This window comes from Actinomadura luzonensis, from assembly GCF_022664455.2.
GTDB classification, from domain to species: Bacteria; Actinomycetota; Actinomycetes; order Streptosporangiales; family Streptosporangiaceae; genus Nonomuraea; species Nonomuraea luzonensis.
In genome coordinates this window covers 1,754,333-1,776,089 of record NZ_JAKRKC020000002.1, presented here as the reverse complement: position 1 = coordinate 1,776,089, position 21,757 = coordinate 1,754,333, and the positions used below count along the sequence as shown (strand labels likewise).

The 21,757-nt window shown below is 72.1% G+C and carries 20 protein-coding genes and 1 pseudogene; 5 read left to right on the top strand and 16 right to left on the bottom strand.

What is annotated here, in order from left to right:
• Positions 1-71: 71 nt before the first annotated feature.
• Positions 72-218, top strand: a complete 147-nt coding sequence (locus tag MF672_RS38565; protein ID WP_242382002.1) for an FxSxx-COOH-like cyclophane-containing RiPP peptide — start codon at positions 72-74, stop codon at positions 216-218.
• A 22-nt stretch (positions 219-240) separates the two neighbouring features.
• On the opposite strand, the gene MF672_RS38560 is transcribed toward MF672_RS38565, so the two are convergent.
• Positions 241-1,704, bottom strand: a complete 1,464-nt coding sequence (locus tag MF672_RS38560) for an MFS transporter (RefSeq protein ID WP_242382003.1) — start codon at positions 1,702-1,704, stop codon at positions 241-243.
• Between the two features lie 307 nt (positions 1,705-2,011).
• Between MF672_RS38560 and MF672_RS38555 the strand changes: the two genes are divergently transcribed.
• Positions 2,012-2,761 carry an AAC(3) family N-acetyltransferase gene (locus MF672_RS38555; RefSeq protein WP_242382004.1) on the top strand — a complete coding sequence of 250 codons (750 nt, stop codon included), beginning with the start codon at positions 2,012-2,014 and terminating at the stop codon, positions 2,759-2,761.
• On the opposite strand, the gene MF672_RS38550 is transcribed toward MF672_RS38555, so the two are convergent.
• The 6 genes from MF672_RS38550 to MF672_RS38525 all read right to left on the bottom strand — a co-directional run bounded on the left by MF672_RS38550 (position 2,702) and on the right by MF672_RS38525 (position 9,591).
• Complete coding sequence (locus MF672_RS38550; RefSeq protein WP_242382005.1) at positions 2,702-3,244, bottom strand: GNAT family N-acetyltransferase; 543 nt, start codon at positions 3,242-3,244, stop codon at positions 2,702-2,704. The genes MF672_RS38555 and MF672_RS38550 overlap by 60 nt on opposite strands.
• Positions 3,245-3,419: 175 nt before the next feature.
• Positions 3,420-4,157, bottom strand: a complete 738-nt coding sequence (gene dapB, locus MF672_RS38545) for a 4-hydroxy-tetrahydrodipicolinate reductase (protein ID WP_242382006.1) — start codon at positions 4,155-4,157, stop codon at positions 3,420-3,422.
• Between the two features lie 67 nt (positions 4,158-4,224).
• A complete protein-coding gene (locus MF672_RS38540; protein ID WP_242382007.1) occupies positions 4,225-5,535 on the bottom strand; it encodes a M16 family metallopeptidase in 1,311 nt (436 codons plus the stop codon).
• Entirely contained in the window at positions 5,532-7,877 is a 2,346-nt protein-coding gene (locus MF672_RS38535) for a polyribonucleotide nucleotidyltransferase (protein WP_242382008.1), read from the bottom strand. Before MF672_RS38535 ends, MF672_RS38540 begins: the two co-directional genes overlap by 4 nt.
• A 294-nt stretch (positions 7,878-8,171) precedes the next feature.
• Positions 8,172-8,441 carry a 30S ribosomal protein S15 gene (gene rpsO, locus MF672_RS38530; protein ID WP_242382009.1) on the bottom strand — a complete coding sequence of 90 codons (270 nt, stop codon included), beginning with the start codon at positions 8,439-8,441 and terminating at the stop codon, positions 8,172-8,174.
• Between the two features lie 223 nt (positions 8,442-8,664).
• Complete coding sequence (locus MF672_RS38525; RefSeq protein ID WP_242382010.1) at positions 8,665-9,591, bottom strand: bifunctional riboflavin kinase/FAD synthetase; 927 nt, start codon at positions 9,589-9,591, stop codon at positions 8,665-8,667.
• Positions 9,592-9,672: 81 nt separating this feature from the next.
• Between MF672_RS38525 and MF672_RS38520 the strand changes: the two genes are divergently transcribed.
• Positions 9,673-10,704 (top strand): TRM11 family SAM-dependent methyltransferase, encoded by a 1,032-nt coding sequence (locus MF672_RS38520; RefSeq protein WP_242382011.1) that lies wholly within the window; start codon positions 9,673-9,675, stop codon positions 10,702-10,704.
• On the opposite strand, the gene truB is transcribed toward MF672_RS38520, so the two are convergent.
• The 8 genes and pseudogenes from truB to rimP form a co-directional block, all read right to left on the bottom strand.
• Entirely contained in the window at positions 10,701-11,594 is an 894-nt protein-coding gene (gene truB / locus MF672_RS38515; RefSeq protein ID WP_242382012.1) for a tRNA pseudouridine(55) synthase TruB, read from the bottom strand. The two genes, MF672_RS38520 and truB, sit on opposite strands and share 4 nt — an antisense overlap.
• Entirely contained in the window at positions 11,595-12,626 is a 1,032-nt protein-coding gene (locus tag MF672_RS38510; protein WP_242382013.1) for a DHH family phosphoesterase, read from the bottom strand.
• Positions 12,623-13,126 carry a 30S ribosome-binding factor RbfA gene (rbfA, locus tag MF672_RS38505; RefSeq protein ID WP_242382014.1) on the bottom strand — a complete coding sequence of 168 codons (504 nt, stop codon included), beginning with the start codon at positions 13,124-13,126 and terminating at the stop codon, positions 12,623-12,625. The genes MF672_RS38510 and rbfA overlap by 4 nt, the downstream gene beginning before the upstream one ends.
• Before the next feature lie 39 nt (positions 13,127-13,165).
• Entirely contained in the window at positions 13,166-13,462 is a 297-nt protein-coding gene (locus MF672_RS38500; protein WP_242382015.1) for a DUF503 domain-containing protein, read from the bottom strand.
• Between the two features lie 120 nt (positions 13,463-13,582).
• Positions 13,583-16,729 (bottom strand): annotated as a pseudogene (infB, locus tag MF672_RS52300) (translation initiation factor IF-2).
• 112 nt (positions 16,730-16,841) lie between these two features.
• Positions 16,842-17,153: a YlxR family protein gene (locus MF672_RS38485; protein ID WP_242383418.1), complete on the bottom strand. Its 312-nt coding sequence runs from the start codon at positions 17,151-17,153 to the stop codon at positions 16,842-16,844.
• Entirely contained in the window at positions 17,137-18,141 is a 1,005-nt protein-coding gene (gene nusA, locus MF672_RS38480) for a transcription termination factor NusA (protein WP_242383419.1), read from the bottom strand. The genes MF672_RS38485 and nusA overlap by 17 nt, the downstream gene beginning before the upstream one ends.
• Before the next feature lie 12 nt (positions 18,142-18,153).
• The gene (gene rimP, locus MF672_RS38475) at positions 18,154-18,639 is read right to left on the bottom strand and encodes a ribosome maturation factor RimP (RefSeq protein ID WP_242383420.1); all 486 of its coding nucleotides are present in this window, start codon (positions 18,637-18,639) and stop codon (positions 18,154-18,156) included.
• Positions 18,640-18,860: 221 nt separating this feature from the next.
• On the opposite strand from rimP, the gene MF672_RS38470 reads away from it, so the two are divergent.
• Together MF672_RS38470 and MF672_RS38465 are read left to right on the top strand one after the other, a co-directional pair.
• Positions 18,861-19,349, top strand: coding sequence for a hypothetical protein (locus tag MF672_RS38470; RefSeq protein WP_242383421.1), 489 nt, complete (start codon positions 18,861-18,863; stop codon positions 19,347-19,349).
• A gap of 11 nt (positions 19,350-19,360) precedes the next feature.
• On the top strand, positions 19,361-19,855 hold the full coding sequence (locus tag MF672_RS38465) for a ferritin-like domain-containing protein (protein ID WP_242383422.1): 495 nt from the start codon (positions 19,361-19,363) through the stop codon (positions 19,853-19,855).
• 151 nt (positions 19,856-20,006) lie between these two features.
• Here MF672_RS38465 and MF672_RS38460 read toward each other — a convergent pair whose 3' ends face one another.
• Positions 20,007-21,752 carry a proline--tRNA ligase gene (locus tag MF672_RS38460; RefSeq protein ID WP_242383423.1) on the bottom strand — a complete coding sequence of 582 codons (1,746 nt, stop codon included), beginning with the start codon at positions 21,750-21,752 and terminating at the stop codon, positions 20,007-20,009.
• Between the last annotated feature and the right edge of the window lie 5 nt (positions 21,753-21,757).

Sequence of the window (21,757 nt, the reverse complement as noted above, 5' to 3'; positions counted from 1 at the left end):
AATAGCGATATTAGCGAGCATGCCTGCATGTCGCTCCGTAGGGGGAGTGACCGAAAATGGTAGGAGTACGCATGCGTGACGGGAGCTCGTTGATCGACGTCAACGACATTTCCCTGTGGGACCTGGCGAAGCTGGAAAGCGCCGCGCTCAAGGCGGCGGTGACTTCGCACCTGGCCGCCGACGAGGAGTCGACGGCCGCGTTCTCCAATTCCATCTGACCCCCGCTCCTCTTCGGCCGGTTCAACCGGCACGGCGGTTGGCACACGCGACGTCGCGGCCCGTGACGTGCACGCTCATGAGCCGCGAGTCACGCTTCGGCGTGCCCTCAAGGTCGGCGCGCGCGGGCGAGCCGGAGTCCGGCCGCACGCCGATGCGGCGGCGCAGGCCCTGGAGCAGGTCCGACAGCTCGGGTTCCGGCAGGTCGGCCGGCAAGGACGGCGTCAGCCTCTCCCGCACCGGCCCCCAGCCGCTCCCCGCCGCCGCGAGCACCATGAGCACGCACAGCAGCAGTGAACCGCCGGTCACGTCGCCGACGGTGACCATGAAACCGCCCAGCGGGGCGGACAGGCAGATCGCCCCGTGTGAGGAGAGCCGCGAGACGCCGACGACGCGGGCCAGCGTCGCCGGGTCGACCTTGTGGATCTCGACCGACCTGATCGCCACGTTGCTCAGCGCTCCGCCGATGCCCGTCGCGACCAGCGCCACGGCGAAGAAGTAGGACGGCAGCCCCACCATGGTCCCGACCGCGGCCAGGCCCAGCGCGCCGGACCAGATCCAGAGGTGGACCCGGAGCACTCTCCGCACCGGCGGCAGGATCGCGGCCAGGAAGGAGCCCAGCACGCCGCCCACCCCGCCCGCGGCCAGCACGATGCCGATCTTGAGTGAGGACATGCCCGCCGATCCGGCCACGAAGATCATGATCAGGGTGTTGACCATGAGGTTCGTGAACGTGGTCACCGCGACCGAGCCTCCCAGGAAGGGATGGCGGGTGAGCTCGCGGAAGCCCTCGGTCAGGTCCCGGAGGCTCGACGGCCGGGCCGGCCGCCGGCCCGCCGCGCGTCCCGTGCCGAGGAAGAGCGCGCAGGAGAGCGCGAAGAGCACGGCGTTCACGGCGAACGGGACGTAGCGCCCGATCCCGAACAGGTAGCCGCCGAGCGGCCGCCCGGCGATGGAGGCGATGTGGGCCGCTCCCTCGCTCCTCGCGACCGCCTGGTGCATCATGGCCGGTTGTACGACGACGGGCAGCAGGGCCGCCTCCGCCAGGGTGTAGAGCACCCACAGGACACCCTCGGCGACCGCCGCCAGGAGGATGTGCGCGAGGGACGGCCCGCCGAACGGCATCACCGCCAGCACGGAGGCCACGCTGAGCATGCGGCCCGCCTCGGCGCACAGGATCACGTGGCGAGGCGAGATTCGGTCGACCAGAAATCCGCCCGGAACATACAGAACCAGGACGGGAAGCGTCAGAGCGAACCCGGCCCAGCCTGCGGCGGCCGGCGAGCCGGTCTGCGCCAGGGCGAGAAGGGGGTAGGCGACGCCCAGCGTGCGAGCACCCACCGTGGAGATTGCCGAGGCCGCCCAGAGCCGGGCCAACCTGAACCTCAGCGGCACAGCCGATATCGCGGTCTGTAGCCGTTCAGCCGTTTTGTCCACGCCCCCCGCCTTTTCGAGCCCGACCTGTCGGTCATCAGCGAGGTCGCGCATGACACAACCCGCCTCTTGCTCGGGGGGACAGAAATATTCGCCGGACACCTGCCGGTCGCGACCCGTTGCAGTATAGAGGAGATGACCTGAGACCACGCATTCACCCCCTTTCTGGACCGCCGTTATACCGGTGGGGGTGCCAAACTTAATACTGCATGATCAACATAACAATCAAGGCTCTCAATCAGACACAACGACCCTATCAAGCACTCCTTGAGCCAAATAAGCTCCCCTTCCAACCACAAGGAGCGACACGCACTCAATGTCAGATTTTGGCCTAATAAGTCGAGATTTTGCCGCGCTGGGCGTGGGTTTCGGTCAGGTCGTGCTGCTGCACTCCTCCCTCCGCAGTCTCGGCCCGGTCGAGGGCGGGGCGGGCACGGTGGTGGCGGCGCTGCGGGGGCTGCTCGGCCCCGACGGCACGCTCGCCGTCCCCACCGGCACCTCCGGGAACTCCGACACCTCTCCCCTCTACCGGGCGGCCGTCGCCGGCATGACGGCGGCGGAGGTCGCCGCCTACCGCGACCGCATGCCCGCCTTCGACCCCGCCACCACGCCCTCGCAGGGCATGGGGGTGATCGCCGAGCACGTGCGGACGTTGCCGGGGGCGCGGCGGAGCGGGCATCCGCAGACGTCGCTGGCCGCCGTAGGGCCGCTGGCGGCGCGGATCACCGGCGGGCACGCCCGCGACTGCCTGCTCGGGGAGCGCTCCCCCATCGCCCGCCTGTACGACGCCGGCGCCCGCGTGCTGCTGCTCGGCGTCGGCTACGACAAGTGCACCGCCTTCCACCTCGCCGAGTACCGCCGCACCGCGCACCCGCCGCGCCGTACCTACCGGGCGGTGGTGGACGACGGGGACGGGCGCGGGTGGTGCGAGTTCGAGGACGTGGCCCTGGACGCGGGCGACTTCCCCGCGCTCGGCGCGGCGTTCGAGGAGACCGGTGTCGTACGGCGCGGCCGGGTGGGCGCGGCCGGGGCGCGGCTGTTCCCGCTGCGCTCAGCGGTCGACTATGCCGTGGACTGGCTCGCCGCCAACCGGCCGCGCGTCCGCGGCTGACCGGCCCGTGCCGGCGCTCATCACCACGCGGGGCGCCACCTCCAGGCCCAGCGAGCGTTCGTGCGCGACCAGCGCCGCCAGCTCCGGCCCCCACTTCCCGGGCGGCAGGACGGTGAAGCCGTGCCGCTCGTACCAGGGCGCGTTCCAGGGCACGTCGCGATAGGTGGTCAGCGTCACGCGGGGCGCGCCGGTGGCGCGGGCGTGGTCGAGGACGGCCCGCACCAGGCGTCCGCCGATGCCCTGGCGCATGTCGGCGGGGTGCACGGCGAGCTGGTCGAGGTGCAGGTGGCCGTCGAGCGGCCCGATGAGCGCGAAACCGGCCGGCGGGGTGCCCTCGACCAGGACCAGGCCCGGGTCGGCGGCCTCCTCGATCATCGTGGTGCCGGGCGGGAACGTGATGCCCACCTGCTCGAAGAGGCGGTCGGCGGCCAGCTCCACCGCCACCAGGCCGGGCAGCTCCCGGGGATCGGCCCATCGCACCATGCCGACACGATCTCATGTTTCGGGCGGAAGGCGCCTGCCGTTATTAGTGTGGATGATCGTAGGCCCGGCTGTGCGGAGTCGGCGCCCTCTCCTCACGGCGTGCCCACCGGTGTCTCCGCACCCGGTGGGCACGTCGTGCGGCCTTCGGGGCCCCTTCGGCGTCGGAGCCGTCGCGTCAGAGCTCCAGCAGGGGCTCCAGGCCCACGGTGAGGCCGGGCAGCTCGCGCACCCGGCGGACGCCGAGCAGCACGCCGGGCGTGAACGCCGAACGGCTCATCGTGTCGTGCCGGATCGTCAGGATCTCGCCGTCGCCGCCCAGCAGCACCTCCTGGTGCGCGATCAGGCCGGACAGCCGCACCGCGTGCACGTGCACGCCGGCGACGTCGGCCCCGCGGGCGCCGTCGAGCGAGGTGCTGGTCGCGTCGGGCATCGGGCCGGCCCCGGCCTTGGCGCGGGCCTCGGCCACCAGCTCGGCGGTGCGCCGGGCGGTGCCGGACGGCGCGTCGGCCTTGTTGGGGTGGTGCAGCTCGACGATCTCGACGGACTCGAACCAGCGGGCCGCCTGCTGCGCGAAGCGCATCATGAGCACGGCGGCGATGCCGAAGTTGGGGGCGATGAGGCAGTGGGTGCCGGGATTGTCGGCCAGCCAGCCGCGCACGGTGGTCAGCCGGGCCTCGTCGAAGCCGGTCGTGCCCACCACCGGGTGGATGCCGTGGGAGATGGCCCACTCCAGGTTTCCCATGACGACGTCGGGGTGGGTGAAGTCGACCACCACCTCCGCGCCCTTGAGCCCTTCGATGGGGTCGTCCTTGTCGAGGGCCGCGGCCAGCTCCATGTCGGGAGCCGCCTCGACCGCCTTGCACACCTCGACGCCCACGCGCCCGCGCGCGCCCAGCACACCTACCCTGATCACAGGGCAACCCTATCCCAAGAGGCCCGGCCGCCCCGCGTGGGCGACCGGGCCTCCTGCGGAGCCGTGGTCAGCGGATCGCGTCCGAGAAGTCCTTGTCACCGTACGGGCCGATCACGGCGAGCGTGAGCGGCCGGTTCAGGACGTCCCTGGCGATCTCCCCGATCTCCTCCGGGGTGACCGCCTCGATGCGCGCCAGCACCTCGTCCACCGACATGAGCTCCTCGTAGACGAGCTCGTTCTTGCCGATCCTGGACATGCGCGAGCCGGTGTCCTCCAGCCCGAGCACCAGGCCGCCGCGCATCTGGCCCTTGCCGCGCCCGATCTCCTCCTCGGTCAGCCCCTCGGCGATCACCCGGGCCACCTCGTCGCGGCAGATCTTGAGCACGTCGTCGATCTTGGACGGCAGGCAGCCGACGTAGATGCCGAACTGCCCGGTGTCGGCGTAGGCGGAGGTGTAGGAGTAGGCCGAGTACGCGAGCCCGCGCTTCTCCCTGATCTCCTGGAACAGCCGCGACGACATGCCGCCGCCGAGCGCCGCGTTGAGCACGCCGAGCGCGAACCGCCGGTCGTCGGTGCGGGCCAGGCCGGTCGTGCCGAGCACCAGGTTGGCCTGCTCGGTCGGCCGGTCGAGCACCCGCACGCCGGAGCGCGGCGCCGCGCCGGGGCCGCTGGTGCGCGGCGGCTCGTACTCCTCGGGGCCGCTCAGCGCGCCGGCCCGCTCGTAGGCCCGCGCGACCAGCTCGACGACGTCCTCGTGCCGGACGTTGCCCGCCACCGACACCACGGTGCGGCGCGGCCGGTAGTACCGGTGGTAGTACTCGGAGATCCGCTCGCGCCCGAGGGCGTGGATCGACTCGACCGTGCCCAGGATGGGCCGGCCGATCGGCGAGTCACCGTACAGCTCGGCGGCGAACTGCTCGTGCACCACGTCCGACGGGTCGTCGTCGTGCATGGCGATCTCCTCCAGGATCACGCCGCGCTCCGACTCCACGTCGTCCTCGGTCACCAGCGAGCTGGTCACCACGTCGGCGAGGACGTCCACCGCGACCGGCAGGTCCTCGTCGAGCACCCGCGCGTAGTAGCAGGTGTACTCCTTGGCGGTGAAGGCGTTGATCTCACCGCCGATGCCCTCGATGGAGGCGGAGATCTCCATCGCGTCGCGCGTCGGCGTGCCCTTGAACAGCAGGTGTTCGAGGAAATGGGTGGCCCCCATGTGCTCGGGGGCCTCGTCACGCGAGCCGATGCCGACCCACATGCCGACCGCGACGCTCCGCACGGTCGGCATGGTCTCGGTCACCACACGCAGCCCACCGGGGAGGACGGTGCGCTTGACTTCCCCGGCTCCGTCCTTGCCGGGGTGCAGCGTGGTGGTTTTCACGAGTTCCGGTCGTCCCCCTCGCCGTTGCCGGTGCCGCGGGTGCGCACGCGGGTGCGGGTGCGGCGCGGGCGCTCCGAGCGGTCGTCGGCCGGCGCGGACTCGGCGGCCTGCGGGGCCTCGCCGTCGCCCTCGTCGCCGTCCGCGGCGCCCTTGGCCTCGCGCTCGGCGGCCTCCTTCTCGATGACCTCGACCGGCACCAGGGAGAGCTTGCCCCGGCCGTCGATCTCGGCGATCTCGACCTGGATCTTCTCGCCGACGCTCATGACGTCCTCGACGTTCTCGATGCGCTTGCCGCCGTGCAGCTTGCGGATCTGCGAGACGTGCAGCAGGCCGTCCTTGCCGGGCATCAGCGAGACGAACGCGCCGAAGGCGGCGATCTTGACGACCGTGCCCAGGTAGCGCTCGCCGACCTCCGGCATGTGCGGGTTGGCGATGGCGTTGATCGCCGACCGGGCGGCCTCGGCGGCCGGGCCGTCGGTGGCGCCGATGTAGATCGTGCCGTCGTCCTCGATGGTGATCTCGGCGCCCGTGTCGTCCTGGATCTGGTTGATCATCTTGCCCTTCGGGCCGATGACCTCGCCGATCTTGTCGACCGGGACCTTGATCGTGATGATCCGCGGCGCGGTCGGGTTCATCTCCGCCGGGCGGTCGATGGCCTCCTGCATGACGTCGAGGATCGCCAGGCGGGCGCCCTTGGCCTGCTTGAGCGCGGCGGCCAGCACGCTGGCGGGGATGCCGTCGAGCTTGGTGTCGAGCTGCAGGGCGGTGATGACGTCGCGGGTGCCGGCGACCTTGAAGTCCATGTCGCCCATGGCGTCCTCGGCGCCCAGGATGTCGGTGAGCGTGACGTAGGCGTCGCCCTCGCCGATCAGGCCCATCGCGATGCCCGCGACCATCTCCTTGAGCGGCACGCCGGCGTCCAGCAGCGCCATGGTGGAGGCGCAGACCGAGCCCATCGAGGTGGAGCCGTTGGAGCCGAGCGCCTCGGAGACCTGGCGGATGGCGTACGGGAACTCCTCGCGCGTGGGCAGCACGGGGATCAGCGCCCGCTCGGCCAGCGCGCCGTGGCCGATCTCGCGCCGCTTGGGCGAGCCCACGCGGCCGGTCTCGCCGGTGGAGTACGGCGGGAAGTTGTAGTTGTGCATGTAGCGCTTGGTGCGGTCGGGGTTGAGCGTGTCGATGACCTGCTCCATGCGCAGCATGTTGAGGGTGGTGATGCCCATGATCTGGGTCTCGCCCCGCTCGAACAGCGCCGAGCCGTGCACCCGCGGCACCACGTGGACCTCGGCCGACAGCTCACGGATGTCCTTGGTGCCGCGGCCGTCGATGCGCACGCCCTCGTTGACGACCCGGGCGCGCATGAGCTTCTTCATCACGGCGCGGAAGGCGGCGCTGATCTCCTTCTCGCGGCCCTCGAACTCGGGCAGCAGCTTCTCCGCCGCGAGCGCCTTGACCTTGTCGAGCTCGTTCTCGCGCTCCTGCTTGCCGGCGATGGTGAGCGCGGCGGCCAGCTCGGTCTTGATCGCGGCCTCGACCGCGTTGTAGGTGTCCTCCTGGTAGTCGAGGAACACCGGGTACTCGGCCGTCTCCTTGGCCGCGACCTGCGCGATGCGCTGCTGCGCCTCGCACAGCACCTTGATGAACGGCTTGGCGGCCTCAAGGCCCTGCGCCACGGCCTCCTCGGTGGGGGCGACCGCGCCCTCGGCGACCAGCTTCAGGGTGTCCTTGGTGGACTCGGCCTCGACCATCATGATGGCGACGTCGCCGTCGGCCAGCACCCGGCCGGCCACGACCATGTCGAACGTGGCCCGCTCCAGCTCGGGGTGGGTCGGGAAGGCCACCCACTGGCCGTCGATCAGCGCGACGCGCACGCCGCCGATCGGGCCGGAGAAGGGCAGCCCGGCGAGCTGGGTGGACAGCGACGCGGCGTTGATGGCGACGACGTCGTAGAGGTGGTCGGGGTGCAGCGCCATGATGGTGGCGACGACCTGCACCTCGTTGCGCAGGCCCTTGACGAACGACGGGCGCAGCGGGCGGTCGATCAGGCGGCAGGTGAGGATGGCGTCCTCGGAGGGACGGCCCTCACGGCGGAAGAACGAGCCGGGGATGCGGCCCGCGGCGTACATGCGCTCCTCGACGTCCACCGTCAGGGGGAAGAAGTCGAACTGCTCCTTGGGGGTCTTCGAGGCCGTGGTGGCCGACAGGACCATGGTCTCGTTGTCGAGATAGGCGACGGCGGAGCCGGCCGCCTGACGCGCGAGGCGCCCGGTCTCGAACCGGATCGTGCGCGTGCCGAAAGAGCCGTTGTCTATGACGGCTTCAGCGGTGTGGACACCCTCCACGGGGGACCTCCTTGTGGTCGGTCTCCCGCGCCCTTTTCTCACCGGCACCCTCGTTAGGTGCAGCGCCGGTCTTCGATCGAAGCGCCCGGTCACGTTGGTCTTACCGGAAGCCACTACCGAGGACCGGCCCGCAGGCGTCGCGGGTCGCATGGTGCTGAGCGGACGCGGGGGCTGTGTGTCTCGGATCTTCAGTTGTACGTCAGGCGCGGGGCTGATTCCAACCTCGCCACGCGCCTCACGGTGTTGCTCTACCCATATGAAGAAGGGAGCGGCACGCGCCGCTCCCTTCCCATGTTATCGGCGCAGACCGAGGCGCTCGATGAGCGTACGGTAACGCTGGATGTCGACCTTCTGCAGGTACTTCAGCAGGCGGCGCCGGCGACCCACGAGCAGCAGCAGGCCACGACGGCTGTGGTGGTCGTGCTTGTGCGTCTTGAGGTGCTCGGTCAGCTCGCTGATGCGCTTGCTCAGCAGCGCGATCTGCACCTCGGGCGAACCGGTGTCGCCCTCGCCGGTCGCGTACTCGCTGATGATGGTCTTCTTGGCAGCGGTGTCGAGGGACACGGCTCTCCTATCGATCTACGGGCACGCGCGAATGTGACAGAAGCGCGAACGACCGTGCGTGCCTACAGTCGCCGCGGGGAAGGCCGACCGGGCGGACGCGGAAGCGCCGCCGTCACAGAGCCGACATGCAAGACTACCATCCCGCACCGCGTGCTCGGGCTCGCCGCGCCGGGCGGGTCGGCAAGTCAGCGCGCCAGGGGCGCCAGGGGCCGGGGCCGGCGGGTCAGCGCGTCAGGCGGCGGGTGGCGTCGACGTCGGCGTGGATCTGGGCGATCAGCGCCTCGATCGACTCGAAGCGGGTGTTGCCGCGCAGCCGGGCGGCGAAGTCGACCGCCACGTGCGCGCCGTACAGCTCCAGGTCGTCGCGGTCCAGCGCGTACGCCTCCACCGTGCGCGGCACCCCCTCGAACGTCGGGTTGGTGCCGACCGAGATCGCCGCCGGCCAGCGCTCGCCGGGGTAGACGGCGGGCAGGTTGGCGACCGGCACGCACTGCAGCCAGCCGGCGTAGACGCCGTCGGCCGGGATCGCGGTGTGCGGCGGCGTCTCGACGTTCGCCGTGGGGAAGCCGAGCTGGCGCCCCCGCTGGTAGCCGCGCACGACCACGCCCTCGACGCGGTGGGGGCGGCCGAGCGCCGCCGCCGCTCCCTCGACGTCGCCGGCGGCGATGCGCTCGCGGACGACGGTCGAGGAGACGCCCGCCACGGGCGGCACGGCCTCCACCGTGAAGTCGTACTTGTCGCCCAGCGTCCGCAAAGTCTCGACATCACCGCTCGCGCCCCGCCCGAACGCGAACCCCTCCCCCACGACCACCGCCGCCGCCCGCAGCCGCTCGGCCAGCACCGCCTGCGCGAACTCGGCCGCGCTCGTCCGCGACAGCTCCAGCGTGAACTCCACGACCTCGAGCTCGTCCACGCCCAGCTCGCGCAGCAGCTCGGCCCGCCGCCGGGAGCCGGTCAGCCGCGCCGGGTGCGACCCGGGGAGCACGACCTCGTCGGGATGCGGCTCGAAGGTCACCGCGACGACCGGCAGCCCCCGCTCGCGCGCCACGGCCACGGCCCGCTCGACGACCCGCCGGTGGCCGAGGTGCACCCCGTCGTACACGCCGACGGTGACGACAGACCTACCCGAACCCTGCACGCCGGACCCCATTCGCTCGTCGCGGATCGAACCACACAAGCCTGCCACGCGCCTGGCCGTGACCCGCAACCGAGGGGGCTACACTCGGCCATCATGCCTCGATACGCGCTCCTGATCCTGCCTGCCTTCAACCGCGTCTACGCCGAGGCCGCGGTACGGCTGACCCGCGCCGAGCTGGCCGTCTTCAGCGCGCGGGGGCTGCGGGCCGAGGTCGCGGAGAGCGCGGAGAGCACGTTCGGCGGGGTGCCCTACGTGACGTTCGAGACGGCCGCGCCGCTGGAGCCGGCGGACGTCGCGCTGCTGTCCAACCTGTCGTCGGTCTACGCGCTGTTCGAGGTGACGGGCGACGACCAGGGCGAGCTGCTGCGCCCGCTGCCCGTGCGGCCGCTCGACCGGCTCAGCAGCGACCTCATCACCATCCAGAAGTACGCCGGCAAGACCAACGAGCACTTCACCAAGCTGCTGCTCAACGTCACCGCGCTGGCCTCCGGCAAGGGCCTCGGCGAGCGCCTTTCCGTCTTCGACCCGCTGTGCGGCCGCGGCACCACGCTCAACCAGGCCCTCATGTACGGCTACGACGCCTACGGCCTCGACGTGGACGGCAAGGACTTCGAGGCCTACACCGGCTTCGTCAAGACCTGGCTGCGCAACAAGCGGCTCAAGCACACCGCCGAGATCGTGCCGGTGCGGCGCGAGCGGGCGCTGGCCGGGCGGCGGCTCAACGTCACGTTCGGGCTGTCGAAGGAGGCCGTCAAGGCGGGCGACGTGCAGCACCTCACCGTGGTCAACGCCGACACGCTGCGCAGCAGGGAGTTCTTCAAGCCGCGCTCGTTCGACCTGGTGGTCACCGACGCGCCCTACGGCGTCCAGCACGGCAGCAAGGGCGGCTCGGGGCTGTCGCGCAGCCCGCTGGAGCTGCTGCGCCGCGCGGTGCCGGGGTGGGCGGAGCTGCTGAGACCGGGCGGAGCCATGGGCATCGCCTGGAACACCTACGGCGGCAAGAGCGAAGAGCTGGCCGCCGTCCTCACCGCCGCCGGGCTGGAGGTCATGGACTACCCCGACTTCGAGCACTGGGTGGACCAGGCGATCGTCCGCGACGTGATCGTGGCCGCGAAGCCCGCCTAGACGAACACCGCGAGGGGCCGCGCGGTGCGGCCCTGCTCCTCCACCAGCGCCAGCAGGGCGCCGTCCGGGCCGAACACGCCGATCGGGCCCTGGCCCAGCCCCGCCGCGGGCAGCCGGCCGCCGTGGCCGATGATCCTGGCCTCCTCGGCGGTGACGTCGCGGCGCGGGAAGGCCGCCGCCACCGCCTCGCCGATCGGCAGGATCACGCACTCCTCGGCGAGCTGGTCGAGCGTCCTCGCCTGCGACAGGTCGTACGGGCCGACGCGGGTGCGGCGCAGCCGCGTCAGGTGGCCGCCGACGCCGAGCGCGGCGCCGAGGTCGCGGGCCAGCGAACGGATGTAGGTGCCGCTGGAGCAGGTGACGACCGCGTCCACGTCGATCACGTCGCCCGCCCCGCCGCCCGCCCCATCGCCCGCTGGGCGCACGTCGAGCACGTCGAACGCGCGCACCGTCACGGGCCGGGCGGCCAGCTCGACCTCCTCGCCCGCGCGGGCCTTCTTGTACGCCCGCTGCCCGTTGACCTTGATGGCGCTGACCTGCGGCGGCACCTGCATGATGGCGCCGGTCAGCGCCTCGACGCCCTTGCCGATCCCCTCGGGCGTCACGCCGGCCGCCGACGCGACGGCGGTGACCTCGCCCTCGGCGTCGTCGGTGTTGGTCGTGACGCCGAGCCGGATCGTCGCCTCGTACACCTTCTCGGTCAGCGTCAGGTGGCCGAGCAGCCTGGTCGCCTTCTCCACGCCGACCACCAGCACGCCCGTCGCCATCGGGTCGAGCGTGCCCGCGTGCCCCACCCGGCGGGTGCCCGCCAGGCGCCGCATCCTGGCCACCACGTCGTGGGAGGTCCACTCGCCCGGCTTGTCGACGATGATCAGACCGCTCTCGGCCATCTACGCCTTCCCCAGCTCTCGCCTGAGCGCGGCCATGGTGTCCTCGACGGTGCCGTGCGAGGTGTAGCCGGCCGCGTTGTGATGGCCGCCGCCGCCCAGCGCGGCGCACGCCGCGCCCACGTCGACGGCGCCCTTGGACCTGGTGGACACCTGCCAGGAGCCCTCGTCGTCCTCCTTGAGCACGACCGCCACCTCGGCCTCGTCGGTGCGGCGCACGACGTCGATGATGCCCTCGATCTCCGCGTACGGCAGCCCGTGCGCGGCCCGGTCCACCCGCGTCACGTACGTCCAGACCAGGCCGTCCTCCAGCGTCACCCGCTCCAGAGCGGCCGCCAGCACCTTGAGGTAGCCGAACGGCGAGCGGTCCCACAGCTCGCGGGCGATCTCGTCGGTGCGCAGCCCCGTCGCCACCAGCCGGGCCGCCATCTGGTGCACGGCCGGGGTGGTCGAGGAGTAGCGGAACGAGCCGGTGTCGGTGACCAGACCGGCGTACAGGCACAGGGCGATGTCGCGGTCGAGACGCCCGCCGAGCCGGTAGATGAGCTGCTCGGCCAGCATCGCCGTGGCCGCGGCGTGCGCGTCGATCAGCCCCAGCGTGCCGAACCCCGCGCCCGACGGGTGATGGTCGACCACGATCACCTCGCCGGCCCGCGCGGCGTTGTCGCTGAGCAGCCCCAGCCGCTCGAACGTCGACGAGTCGAAGGTGATCATCAGGCCGGGCGCGGCCGGGAACTCCTCCGGCGGCACCAGCATCTCCTGCCCCGGCAGGAACCGCAGCAGGCGCGGCACCGCGAAGTGCCGGTCGCCGAAGGAGGCCGTCACCCGCTTGCCCATCGAACGCAGCGTGAACGCCACCGCCAGCATGGAGCCGAGCGCGTCGCCGTCGGGCGAGACGTGACAGGCCAGCGCGACCTCGTCGGCCTCGCCGATCAGCCGCAGGGCCCGGTTCCAGGTGCCCTCGGGGATGCCGCAGCCGGCGCCGCTACCCGCCCGGGGCGGCCGGCCCGCCCGGTCGCGTACGTCGGGCGTCACGCCTGGTCGTCCCCGGCCGCGCGGTCGGACCCGTTCACCCGGTCATGGACGGGGTCGTCCGCCGGCGCGTCGTCGTCGTCCTCGTCCGGCTTGCGGTAGGGGTCGGGCTCGCCGGCGTAGGCCGCGCCCTGCGCCCGCTTGGCCACCTCGGCGTCGCGGGCGCGGGCCGCGTTGATCAGGTCGTCCAGGTGACGGGCGCTGTCGGGCAGCGGGTCGTGCTTGAACGTCAGCGTCGGGGCGAAGCGCACACCGGTCTGCCGGCCCACCTCGGAGCGGATGATCCCCTTGGCGCTCTCCAGGGCGGCGGCGCTGTCGGCCCGCTCGGCCTCGGAGCCGAACACCGTGTAGAACACCGTCGCGTCGCGCAGGTCAGCGGTGACGCGGGTGTCGGTGACGGTGACGAAGCCCAGGCGCGGGTCCTTGATCCGGCGCTCCAGCATCTCGGCGACGATCTGCTGGATGCGGTCGGCGAGCTTGCGCGCTCGCGCGGCGTCCACCATGTTCGCTCCCCCTCACGCACGACCTGGCCGTGCTGTCGTTCAATCTTCGTCGTTGTACAGGCGCTGCCTGGCGGACAGCAGCTCGACCTCGGGACGGAAGGCCACCATCCGCTCGCAGGCGTCCAGCACCTCTTTGCAGTTACCCGCGGAAGCGGAAACCACCGCGATGCCGACCTCAGCCCTGCGATGAAGGTCGAGATACCCGGTCTCGGCCACCGCGACGGCCGGATAACGGCGCCGCACCTCGGCGATCAGCGGCCGTACGACGGAGCGTTTCTGCTTCAGCGAACGCACGTCGCCGAGCAGGAGGTCCAGGGTCAGAGCACCCACATACATCGTTGGTCACCACCGCTTGGACTGGTGTGCTGAGCGCACCCCCGTTCTGCTGCGGTGGGGACCAGGTCAGGGCGTGCGAGAGGCGCCCGGCGGAGGTCCCGCCGGGCGCCCGGCCGTGCGTCACACGCGCGGCTTCTCCCGCATCTCGAACGTCTCGATCGTGTCGTCGATCCGGATGTCGTTGTAACCGACACCGATACCGCACTCGAAGCCCTCGCGGACCTCGGTCGCGTCGTCCTTGAACCGGCGCAGCGACGAGACGGTCAGGTTGTCGGCGATGACGACGCCATCGCGGATCACCCTGGCCTTGCTGTTGCGGACGATCACACCGGACCGCACCAGGCAGCCGGCGACGTTGCCGATCCTCGGCACCTTGAAGACCTCGCGGACCTCGGCGGTGCCCATCTGGACCTCTTCGAACTCCGGCTTGAGCATGCCCTTGAGGGCCGCCTCGATCTCCTCGATCGCCTGGTAGATGACCGAGTAGTACCGGATGTCAACGCCCTCGCGCTCGGCGAGGTCGCGGGCCCGCGGCTCGGGCCGGACGTTGAAGCCGATGATGACCGCGTTGTCGTCGGCCACCGCCAGGTTGACGTCGTACTCGGTGATGGCGCCGACCGCGCGGTGCAGGACACGGAGCCTGACCTCGTCGCCGACGTCGATCTTGAGCAGGGCGTCTTCCAGGGCTTCCACCGAACCGGACACGTCACCCTTGATGATGAGCTTGAGCTCGTCGACGCGGCCCTTCTCGAGGTCGCTGAACAGCTCCTCGAGGGTGCGGCGACGGCTCGACTTCGCCATCTCGGCGCTGCGCTTGCGCGCCGCGCGCTGCTGGGCGATCTGGCGGGCCATCCGGTCGTCGGTGACGACGATGAAGTTGTCACCGGCGCCGGGCACGGCCGTCAGACCCATCACCTGGACCGGACGCGACGGTGTGGCCTCCTCGACCAGCTCGCCGTTGTCGTCGAGCATCGCGCGGACGCGGCCGAAGGCCTCGCCACACACGATCGAGTCGCCGACGCGCAGCGTGCCGCGCTGGACCAGGACGGTCGCGACAGGGCCGCGGCCCTTGTCGAGGTGCGCCTCGATCGCGATGCCCTGGGCGTCCATCGTCGGGTTGGCCCGCAGGTCGAGCTCGGCGTCGGCGGTCAGCAGGATGGCCTCGAGGAGGTTGTCGATGCCGGTGCCGTTCTTCGCCGAGATGTCGACGAACAGCGTCGAGCCGCCGTACTCCTCGGCCACCAGGCCGTACTCGGTGAGCTGGGCCCGGACCTTGTTGGGGTCGGCGCCCTCCTTGTCGACCTTGTTGACCGCGACCACGACGGGCACGTCGGCCGCCTGGGCGTGGTTGAGCGCCTCGATCGTCTGCGGCTTCACGCCGTCGTCGGCCGCGACCACCAGCACCGCGATGTCGGTGGACTTGGCGCCTCGGGCACGCATGGCGGTGAACGCCTCGTGACCCGGGGTGTCGATGAAGGTGACCTTGCGCTCTTCGCCCTCGTGCGTGGTCGCGACCTGGTAAGCGCCGATGTGCTGGGTGATGCCACCCGCCTCCCGCGCGACCACGTTGGTCTTGCGGATGGCGTCGAGCAGCTTGGTCTTACCGTGGTCGACGTGACCCATGACGGTCACGACCGGCGGACGCGCGGCCAGGTCGGCCTCGTCGCCCTCGTCCTCGCCGAACTCGATGTCGAAGGCCTCGAGCAGCTCGCGGTCCTCCTCCTCCGGGCTGACGACCTGGATGTCGTAGTCCAGCTCGGCGCCGAGCAGCTGCAGCGTCTCCTCGTTGACCGACTGCGTGGCGGTCACCATCTCGCCGAGGTGCAGCATGATCTGCACGAGCGAGGCGGGGTTCGCGCCGATGCGGTCGGCGAAGTCGGACAGCGACGCGCCGCGCGGGAGGCGGATCGTCGCGCCGTTGCCGCGCGCGACCTGCACGCCGCCGATCGACGGCGCCGACATGTTGTCGAACTCCTGGCGCCTCTGCCGCTTCGACTTGCGCCCGCGGGCCGGACGGCCGCCGGGACGCCCGAAGGCTCCCGCGGTGCCGCCGCCACGGCCGCGGCCACCGCCGCCGGGACGGCCGCCGAAGCCGCCGCCACCGCCGCCGGGACCACCGGTGCCGGTACGCGGACCAGCGCCGCCACCGCCACCGGGACGACCGGCGAAGCCGCCGGGACGACCGCCGCCGCCACCGCCGCCGGGACGGCCACCGAAGCCGCCGCCACCGCCGCCACCGCCACCGCGAACGGGACCGCCACCGGGGCGGCCGGCGCCGGGACCGGAAGGACGGCCCTGCGGCATCATCATCGGGTTGGGACGCGGACCACCGGGACGCGGGCCACCGGCGCCGGCGCCGGGACGGACGCGGGCCGCCGGGGGCGGGCCGGGACGCGGGCCGGGAGTCGGCCGGTCGCCGCCGCGGCCCTGCGGGGACGCGGCATCGCGCCGTCACGCGGCGGGCCGTCGCGACGGTCGCCCCGCTGACCGGGGCCGCCGCCGTCACGCTGACCGCCCGGACGCGGCGGCCGGGGCGCCTGGCCCATGCCGCTGGCGTTGGACGAGAACGGGTTGTTGCCGGCGACGCGGGCGGGGACCCGGGGGGCCGGGACGCGGGCCGCCGCCGCCCGGCGCGGCCGGACGCTGACCGGAGGGCGCGCCGCCGCCGCTCTGCTGCGGGCCGGGACGCGGGCCCGGCTTGGGGCCGGGACCCGGACGCGGAGCCGGACCGGGACGCGGCCCGGGGGCCGGCCGCGCGGGCGCGCTCTCGAAACGCGCCTGCGGAGCAGGGGACGTCTCACGCGGCGCCTGCGGCTGCTGGGGCTGGTGCGGCATGGGCACCGGCGGGCGCTGCTGGCCGCCGCCGCCCTGGGGACCCTGAGGACCGGGCTGGCCCTGCGGGGTCTGCGGGGTCTGCGGGCCCTGCGGACCCTGGGGCCCGCTCTGCGGGGCGGGACGCGGACCGGGCCGCGGGCCCGGACGCGGAGGAGCCGGAACCGGGGACTGCCCGGTGCCGTTGCCGGCCTGGCTGTCGGCCGGCCGGGGCGCAGCCCTTGGCGGCTGCGGCTTGTTGGACGGCTGTCCGCCGCCCCTGGAGGGCCCACCCTTCGATGCGCCCAAAGCTTCGGTGAGCCTGCGGACCACCGGCGCCTCGATGGTCGAGGACGCCGAACGGACGAACTCCCCCATCTCCTGGAGCTTGGCCATGACGACCTTGCTCTCGACGCCGAACTCCTTAGCGAGCTCGTATACCCGGACCTTCGCCACTGCACTCCCTTACTCGGCCCGGGAGGCTGGCTGTGCCGTCCGGACCGTCGTTACGTTGACGTCTTCATCGCCGCGTGCTCATCAGGCGCTCATAGCAATCTGACTCCGCCCATCAACTCGGCGTCCTACATGACATGTGGGTCTCCTCCTCCAGGTGTGCCCGCACGGGCGAGACGTCGAGCGGACCCGGCACGCGAAACGCGCGCGGGAACGCCCGCCGCCGCTCGGCGAGCTCCAGACAACTCAAGGCCGGATGCAGCGACGCACCGCGGCCTGGAAGCCGTCCTCGCAGGTCGGGGACCACGTGGCCCTCTACCCGCACCAGGCGGAGCAGCTCGGACTTGGCCGTGCGGCCCCTGCAGCCCACACACGTGCGCTGAGGGACCCCTGGGCCACCATATTCCAGCTTACCGCGTTGACGCATCTACGGAACCGGCGGCATCCTCCGCCTGTGTGTCGGGCCGGATGTCGATCCGCCACCCCGTGAGCCTCGCCGCGAGCCGGGCGTTCTGGCCCTCTTTCCCGATGGCCAGCGAGAGCTGGTAGTCGGGCACGGTCACCCGCGCCACGCGGCCGTCGAGATCGAGAACCTCGACATGGGAAACACGCGCCGGGGACAGCGCATTCCCCACGAAATCGGCGGGATCCTCCGACCAGTCGATGATGTCGATCTTCTCGCCGTGGAGCTCGGTCATGACGTTGCGCACCCGCGAGCCCATGGGGCCGATGCAGGCGCCCTTGGCGTTGACGCCGGGCTTGCGCGACCTGACCGCGATCTTGGTGCGGTGGCCGGCCTCGCGGGCCACGGCGGCGATCTCCACGGTGCCGTCGGCGATCTCCGGCACCTCCAGCGCGAACAGCTTCTTCACCAGGCCGGGATGCGTGCGCGACAGGGTGACCGACGGGCCCTTGTGGCCCTTCTTCACCTGCACCACGTAGGCGCGGATGCGCTCGCCGTGCACGTAGTCCTCGCCGGGGACCTGCTCGGCGTGCGGCAGCACGGCCTCGATCTTGCCGAGGTCGACCAGCACCACGCGCGGGTCCTTGCCCTGCTGGATGACGCCGGAGACCAGCTCGCCCTCGCGGCTGGCGAACTCGCCGAAGTTGATCTCGTCCTCGGCGTCGCGGAGCTGCTGCAGGATGACCTGCTTGGCGGTGGTGGCGGCGATCCTGCTGAAGTTGCCAGGGGTGTCGTCGAACTCCCTGACGACCTCGCCGTCCTCGCCCAGCTCGGCGGCCCAGATCGTGACGTGCCCGCTGCTCCGGTCGAGCTCGGCGCGCGCCTTCGAGGCCGCGCCCTCGGTGCGGAAGTACGCGATGAGCAGCGCGTCCTCGATCGCCTTGACCACCAGGTCGAAGGAGATGTCCTTCTCGCGTTCCAGGCTGCGCAGGACGCTCATGTCGATGTCCACGGCGGCTCCCCCTTAGCCTTCGTCGCCGTCGACGTCGTCGATGCGGCGGAACTCGACCTGCACCCGTCCGCGGGCCAGGTCCTCGTACTCGATGCGGCGCGCGGCGCCCGCGACGTCGAGCTCGACGCCGCCGTCGTCCGCGGCCGTGATCCGGCCCTCCACCACGGTGCCGTCCCGCAGCTCCGCCTTCACCAGGCGCTTGGCCGCGCGCCGCCAGTGGCGGGGCTCGGTGAGGGGACGGTCGACGCCCGGCGAGGAGACCTCCAGCGTGTACGCCGCCTGCCCCATCGAGTCGTCCTCGTCCAGCGCCGCCGAGACGGCCTGGCTCACGTCGGCCACGTCGTCGAGGCTCACGCCGCCGTCGCGGTCGACGATGACGCGCAGGACGCGTCTCCTGCCCGCCTGGGTGACCGTGATGTCCTCCAGGTCGAGGCCCTCCGCGCTGACCACGGGCTCCAGGAGCTTCATCAGGTGGTCGCGGGGTGATGCGCTGCCCATATCGACCTCCCCTATTGTCATGTCTCAGCCGGGCGGACCTCGCCACTGGCTCTCCGCCGCCTGACCGCTCAGCCAGCGACGACAGTTGACACCCTATCCGTACGAGGGCACGGAAAGAGCGCCACTCGTCACGGTCGAATGGCGGAGCGTCGCCTGGCGGCGATCGCGGGCACAGACCGTACGATGCTATCTGCGTCAGTGACAACTGGAGGTTCCTGCCCGTGCGCCCGCGTCACCTGTCCCGGCGAGGCTTGCTGGCGGGCGGAGCGGCCGCTCTCACCGCCTGCAGCGCCTCGGGGCCGTCCCGGCCCTCCGCACCGGCGTCCGATTCGCCGGAGACCGTCCTCGTCAAGCAGCTGATCGCGGAGAAGGAGCGGACGATCGCGCTGTACTCGGCGCTGATCGCCGGCGGCGGGGGCGAGAAGCTGGTGCCCTTCCGCGACCGTCACCAGGCGCACGTGAACGAGCTGCGCAAACACGTGACCCTGCCCGCCGCCCCGCCCTCGCCCACCGGTTCGCCCACCGGTTCGCCCACTGGGCCGGCCGCGCCCGGGAAGCCGTCGCTGTCGCGGCTGCGCGACCTCGAACGCAAGGCGTCGGCGCAGCGGCCGAAGCAGCTCGCGGCCGTCTCGCCCGGGATGGCGCAGCTCATCGCCAGCATCGGCGCCTGCGAGGCCGCCCACGCCGTCGCCCTGCCGAAATCCCTGTGAGCGGAGTGCCTGTGAGTGTGGTGGACCGGGTCGCGCGAACCGGGGACGATCTCGACAAGCTGCGCAAGGCGCTGGCGGCCGAGCACGCGGCGCTGTTCGCGTACGGGCTGCTGGGGGCGCGCACGTCCGGGTCGCTGCGGGAGCGGATGAGCGCGGCGTACGACGCCCACCGGGCGCGGCGCGACCAGGTGCGCGCGCTGATCACCAGCAGGGGCGGCAAGCCGGTGGAGGCCGAGGCGTCGTACGCGCTGCCGTTCTTTCCCTCGGACGCGGGGCTGGCGGCCAAGCTGGCGGCGTACCTGGAGGGCGGGGTGACGGCCGCCTACCTGGAGCTGGCGGCCGCCCAGGACACAGAGCTGCGGCGGTACGCCGCGCTGGCCATGCAGCAGGCGGTCACCCGCGCCTACAGCTTCCGCCCGTCCCAGCCGCCCGCCTTCCCCGGCATGCCCCCGGCCCCGGCACCGCCCACGTCCGCCACCTCGACGCCCGCTCAAGGCGGCGGCTAGGCACGCGGGCCGGGCGACGGCCGGCGGCCGGACGCGCCCTGGCGCAGGGCCCTTCCGCACGCTCGCAGGACCGCCTGCCGCCTCCCGCCCAGGCACTGCCCGGCCCGGAGCGGCACAGGGCCGCTCCGGGCCCGCGCAGGGAGCGGGTGGGTCAGGCGGTGGCGGCGGCGGCGATGCGGTCGGCGGCCTCGGTGAGGGGGATCTCGGACTTCTCGCCGCTCACCCGGTCGCGCAGCTCCACGACGCCCTGCGACAGCCCGCGCCCGACGACCACGATGGTCGGCACGCCCAGCAGCTCGGCGTCCTTGAACTTGACGCCGGGCGAGACCTGCGGCCGGTCGTCGACCAGGACGCGCAGCCCGCGCGACTCCAGCTCCCCGGCCAGCTCCAGGGCGGCCTCCACCTGGTGCTCCTTGCCGGTGCCGACGATGTGCACGTCGGCGGGCGCGACCTCGCGCGGCCAGACGAGGCCGAGCTGGTCGTGGGCCTGCTCGGCGATGACGGCCACGGCGCGCGAGACGCCGATGCCGTAGGAGCCCATGGTGATGCGGATGGGCTTGCCGTCGGGGCCGAGGGCGTCGAGGCCGGCGGCGTCGGCGTACTTGCGGCCGAGCTGGAAGATGTGGCCGATCTCGATGCCGCGGTCGATGGACAGCTCGGAGCCGCAGCGGGGGCAGGGGTCGCCGGCGCGGACCTCGGCGGCCTCGATGGTGCCGTCGGGGGTGAAGTCGCGCCCGGCGACGACGTTGGCGGCGTGCTTGCCGGGCTCGTTGGCGCCGGTCACCCAGGAGGTGCCGGTGACCACGCGCGGGTCGACGAGGTAGCGGATGCCGAGCTCGCGCAAAACCTGCGGGCCGATGTAGCCGCGGACGAGGCCGGGGTGCCTGGCGAAGTCGGCGGCCTCGAAGATGGCGGGCTCGCCGGGGGCGAGGGCGGCCTCCAGGCGCTTGAAGTCGACCTCGCGGTCGCCGGGGACGCCGATGATGAGCGTCTCGGCCTTGTCGGAGCCGGGGGTGGTGACCTTGACGACGACGTTCTTGAGCGTGTCGGCGGCGGTGATGCCGAGGCCGTGGTGCTCGTTGACGTGCGACACCAGCGACTCGATGGTCGGGGTGTCGGGGGTGTCCATGACCGTGAGGGCGGGCAGGTCGTCGTACGGCCGGGCGGCGGGGGCGGTGGTGGTGACCGCCTCGGCGTTGGCGGCGTAGCCGCAGGAGTGGCAGGCGACGAAGGTGTCCTCGCCGGTGGGGGTGGGGGCCAGGAACTCCTCGGAGGCCGAGCCGCCCATGGCGCCCGACTGCGCGAAGACGATCTTGTAGCGGATGCCGAGCCGGTCGAAGGTGCGGATGTAGGCCTCGCGGTGCTGCTCGTAGGAGCGCTTGAGGCCGTCGTCGTCGAGGTCGAAGGAGTAGGAGTCCTTCATCAGGAACTCGCGGCCGCGCAGGATGCCGGCTCTGGGCCGGGCCTCGTCGCGGTACTTCGTCTGGATCTGGTAGAGGGTGACCGGGTAGTCCTTGTAGGAGGAGTATTCGCCCTTGACCATGTCGGTGAAGAGCTCCTCGTGCGTGGGGCCGAGGAGGTAGTCGGCGCCCTTGCGGTCCTGGAGGCGGAAGAGCGTGTCGCCGTACTCGGTCCAGCGGCCGGTGGCCTCGTAGTACTCGCGGGGCAGCAGGGCGGGGAAGAGCACCTCCTGGGCGCCCATCCGGTTCATCTCCTCGCGGACGATCCTGGTGACGTTCTCCAGCACCAGCTTGCCGAGCGGCAGCCAGGAGTAGATGCCGGGGGCCACGCGGCGGACGTAGCCGGCGCGGACGAGCAGCTTGTGGCTCGGCACTTCCGCGTCTGCCGGGTCGTCCCGCAGGGTGCGAAGAAACAACGACGACATGCGCAGCAACACGGCTA

What these genes read in the sequence shown, in the direction of transcription:
- MF672_RS38565 (WP_242382002.1), top strand. Translation starts at nt 72, where the DNA reads ATGCGTGACGGGAGCTCGTTGATCGACGTCAACGACATTTCCCTGTGG.
- MF672_RS38560 (WP_242382003.1), bottom strand. Translation starts at nt 1,704, where the DNA reads ATGCGCGACCTCGCTGATGACCGACAGGTCGGGCTCGAAAAGGCGGGG.
- MF672_RS38550 (WP_242382005.1), bottom strand. Translation starts at nt 3,244, where the DNA reads ATGGTGCGATGGGCCGATCCCCGGGAGCTGCCCGGCCTGGTGGCGGTG.
- MF672_RS38525 (WP_242382010.1), bottom strand. Translation starts at nt 9,591, where the DNA reads ATGGGGTCCGGCGTGCAGGGTTCGGGTAGGTCTGTCGTCACCGTCGGC.
- MF672_RS38520 (WP_242382011.1), top strand. Translation starts at nt 9,673, where the DNA reads ATGCCTCGATACGCGCTCCTGATCCTGCCTGCCTTCAACCGCGTCTAC.
- truB (WP_242382012.1), bottom strand. Translation starts at nt 11,594, where the DNA reads ATGGCCGAGAGCGGTCTGATCATCGTCGACAAGCCGGGCGAGTGGACC.
- rbfA (WP_242382014.1), bottom strand. Translation starts at nt 13,126, where the DNA reads ATGGTGGACGCCGCGCGAGCGCGCAAGCTCGCCGACCGCATCCAGCAG.
- MF672_RS38500 (WP_242382015.1), bottom strand. Translation starts at nt 13,462, where the DNA reads ATGTATGTGGGTGCTCTGACCCTGGACCTCCTGCTCGGCGACGTGCGT.
- MF672_RS38485 (WP_242383418.1), bottom strand. Translation starts at nt 17,153, where the DNA reads ATGCGTCAACGCGGTAAGCTGGAATATGGTGGCCCAGGGGTCCCTCAG.
- rimP (WP_242383420.1), bottom strand. Translation starts at nt 18,639, where the DNA reads ATGGGCAGCGCATCACCCCGCGACCACCTGATGAAGCTCCTGGAGCCC.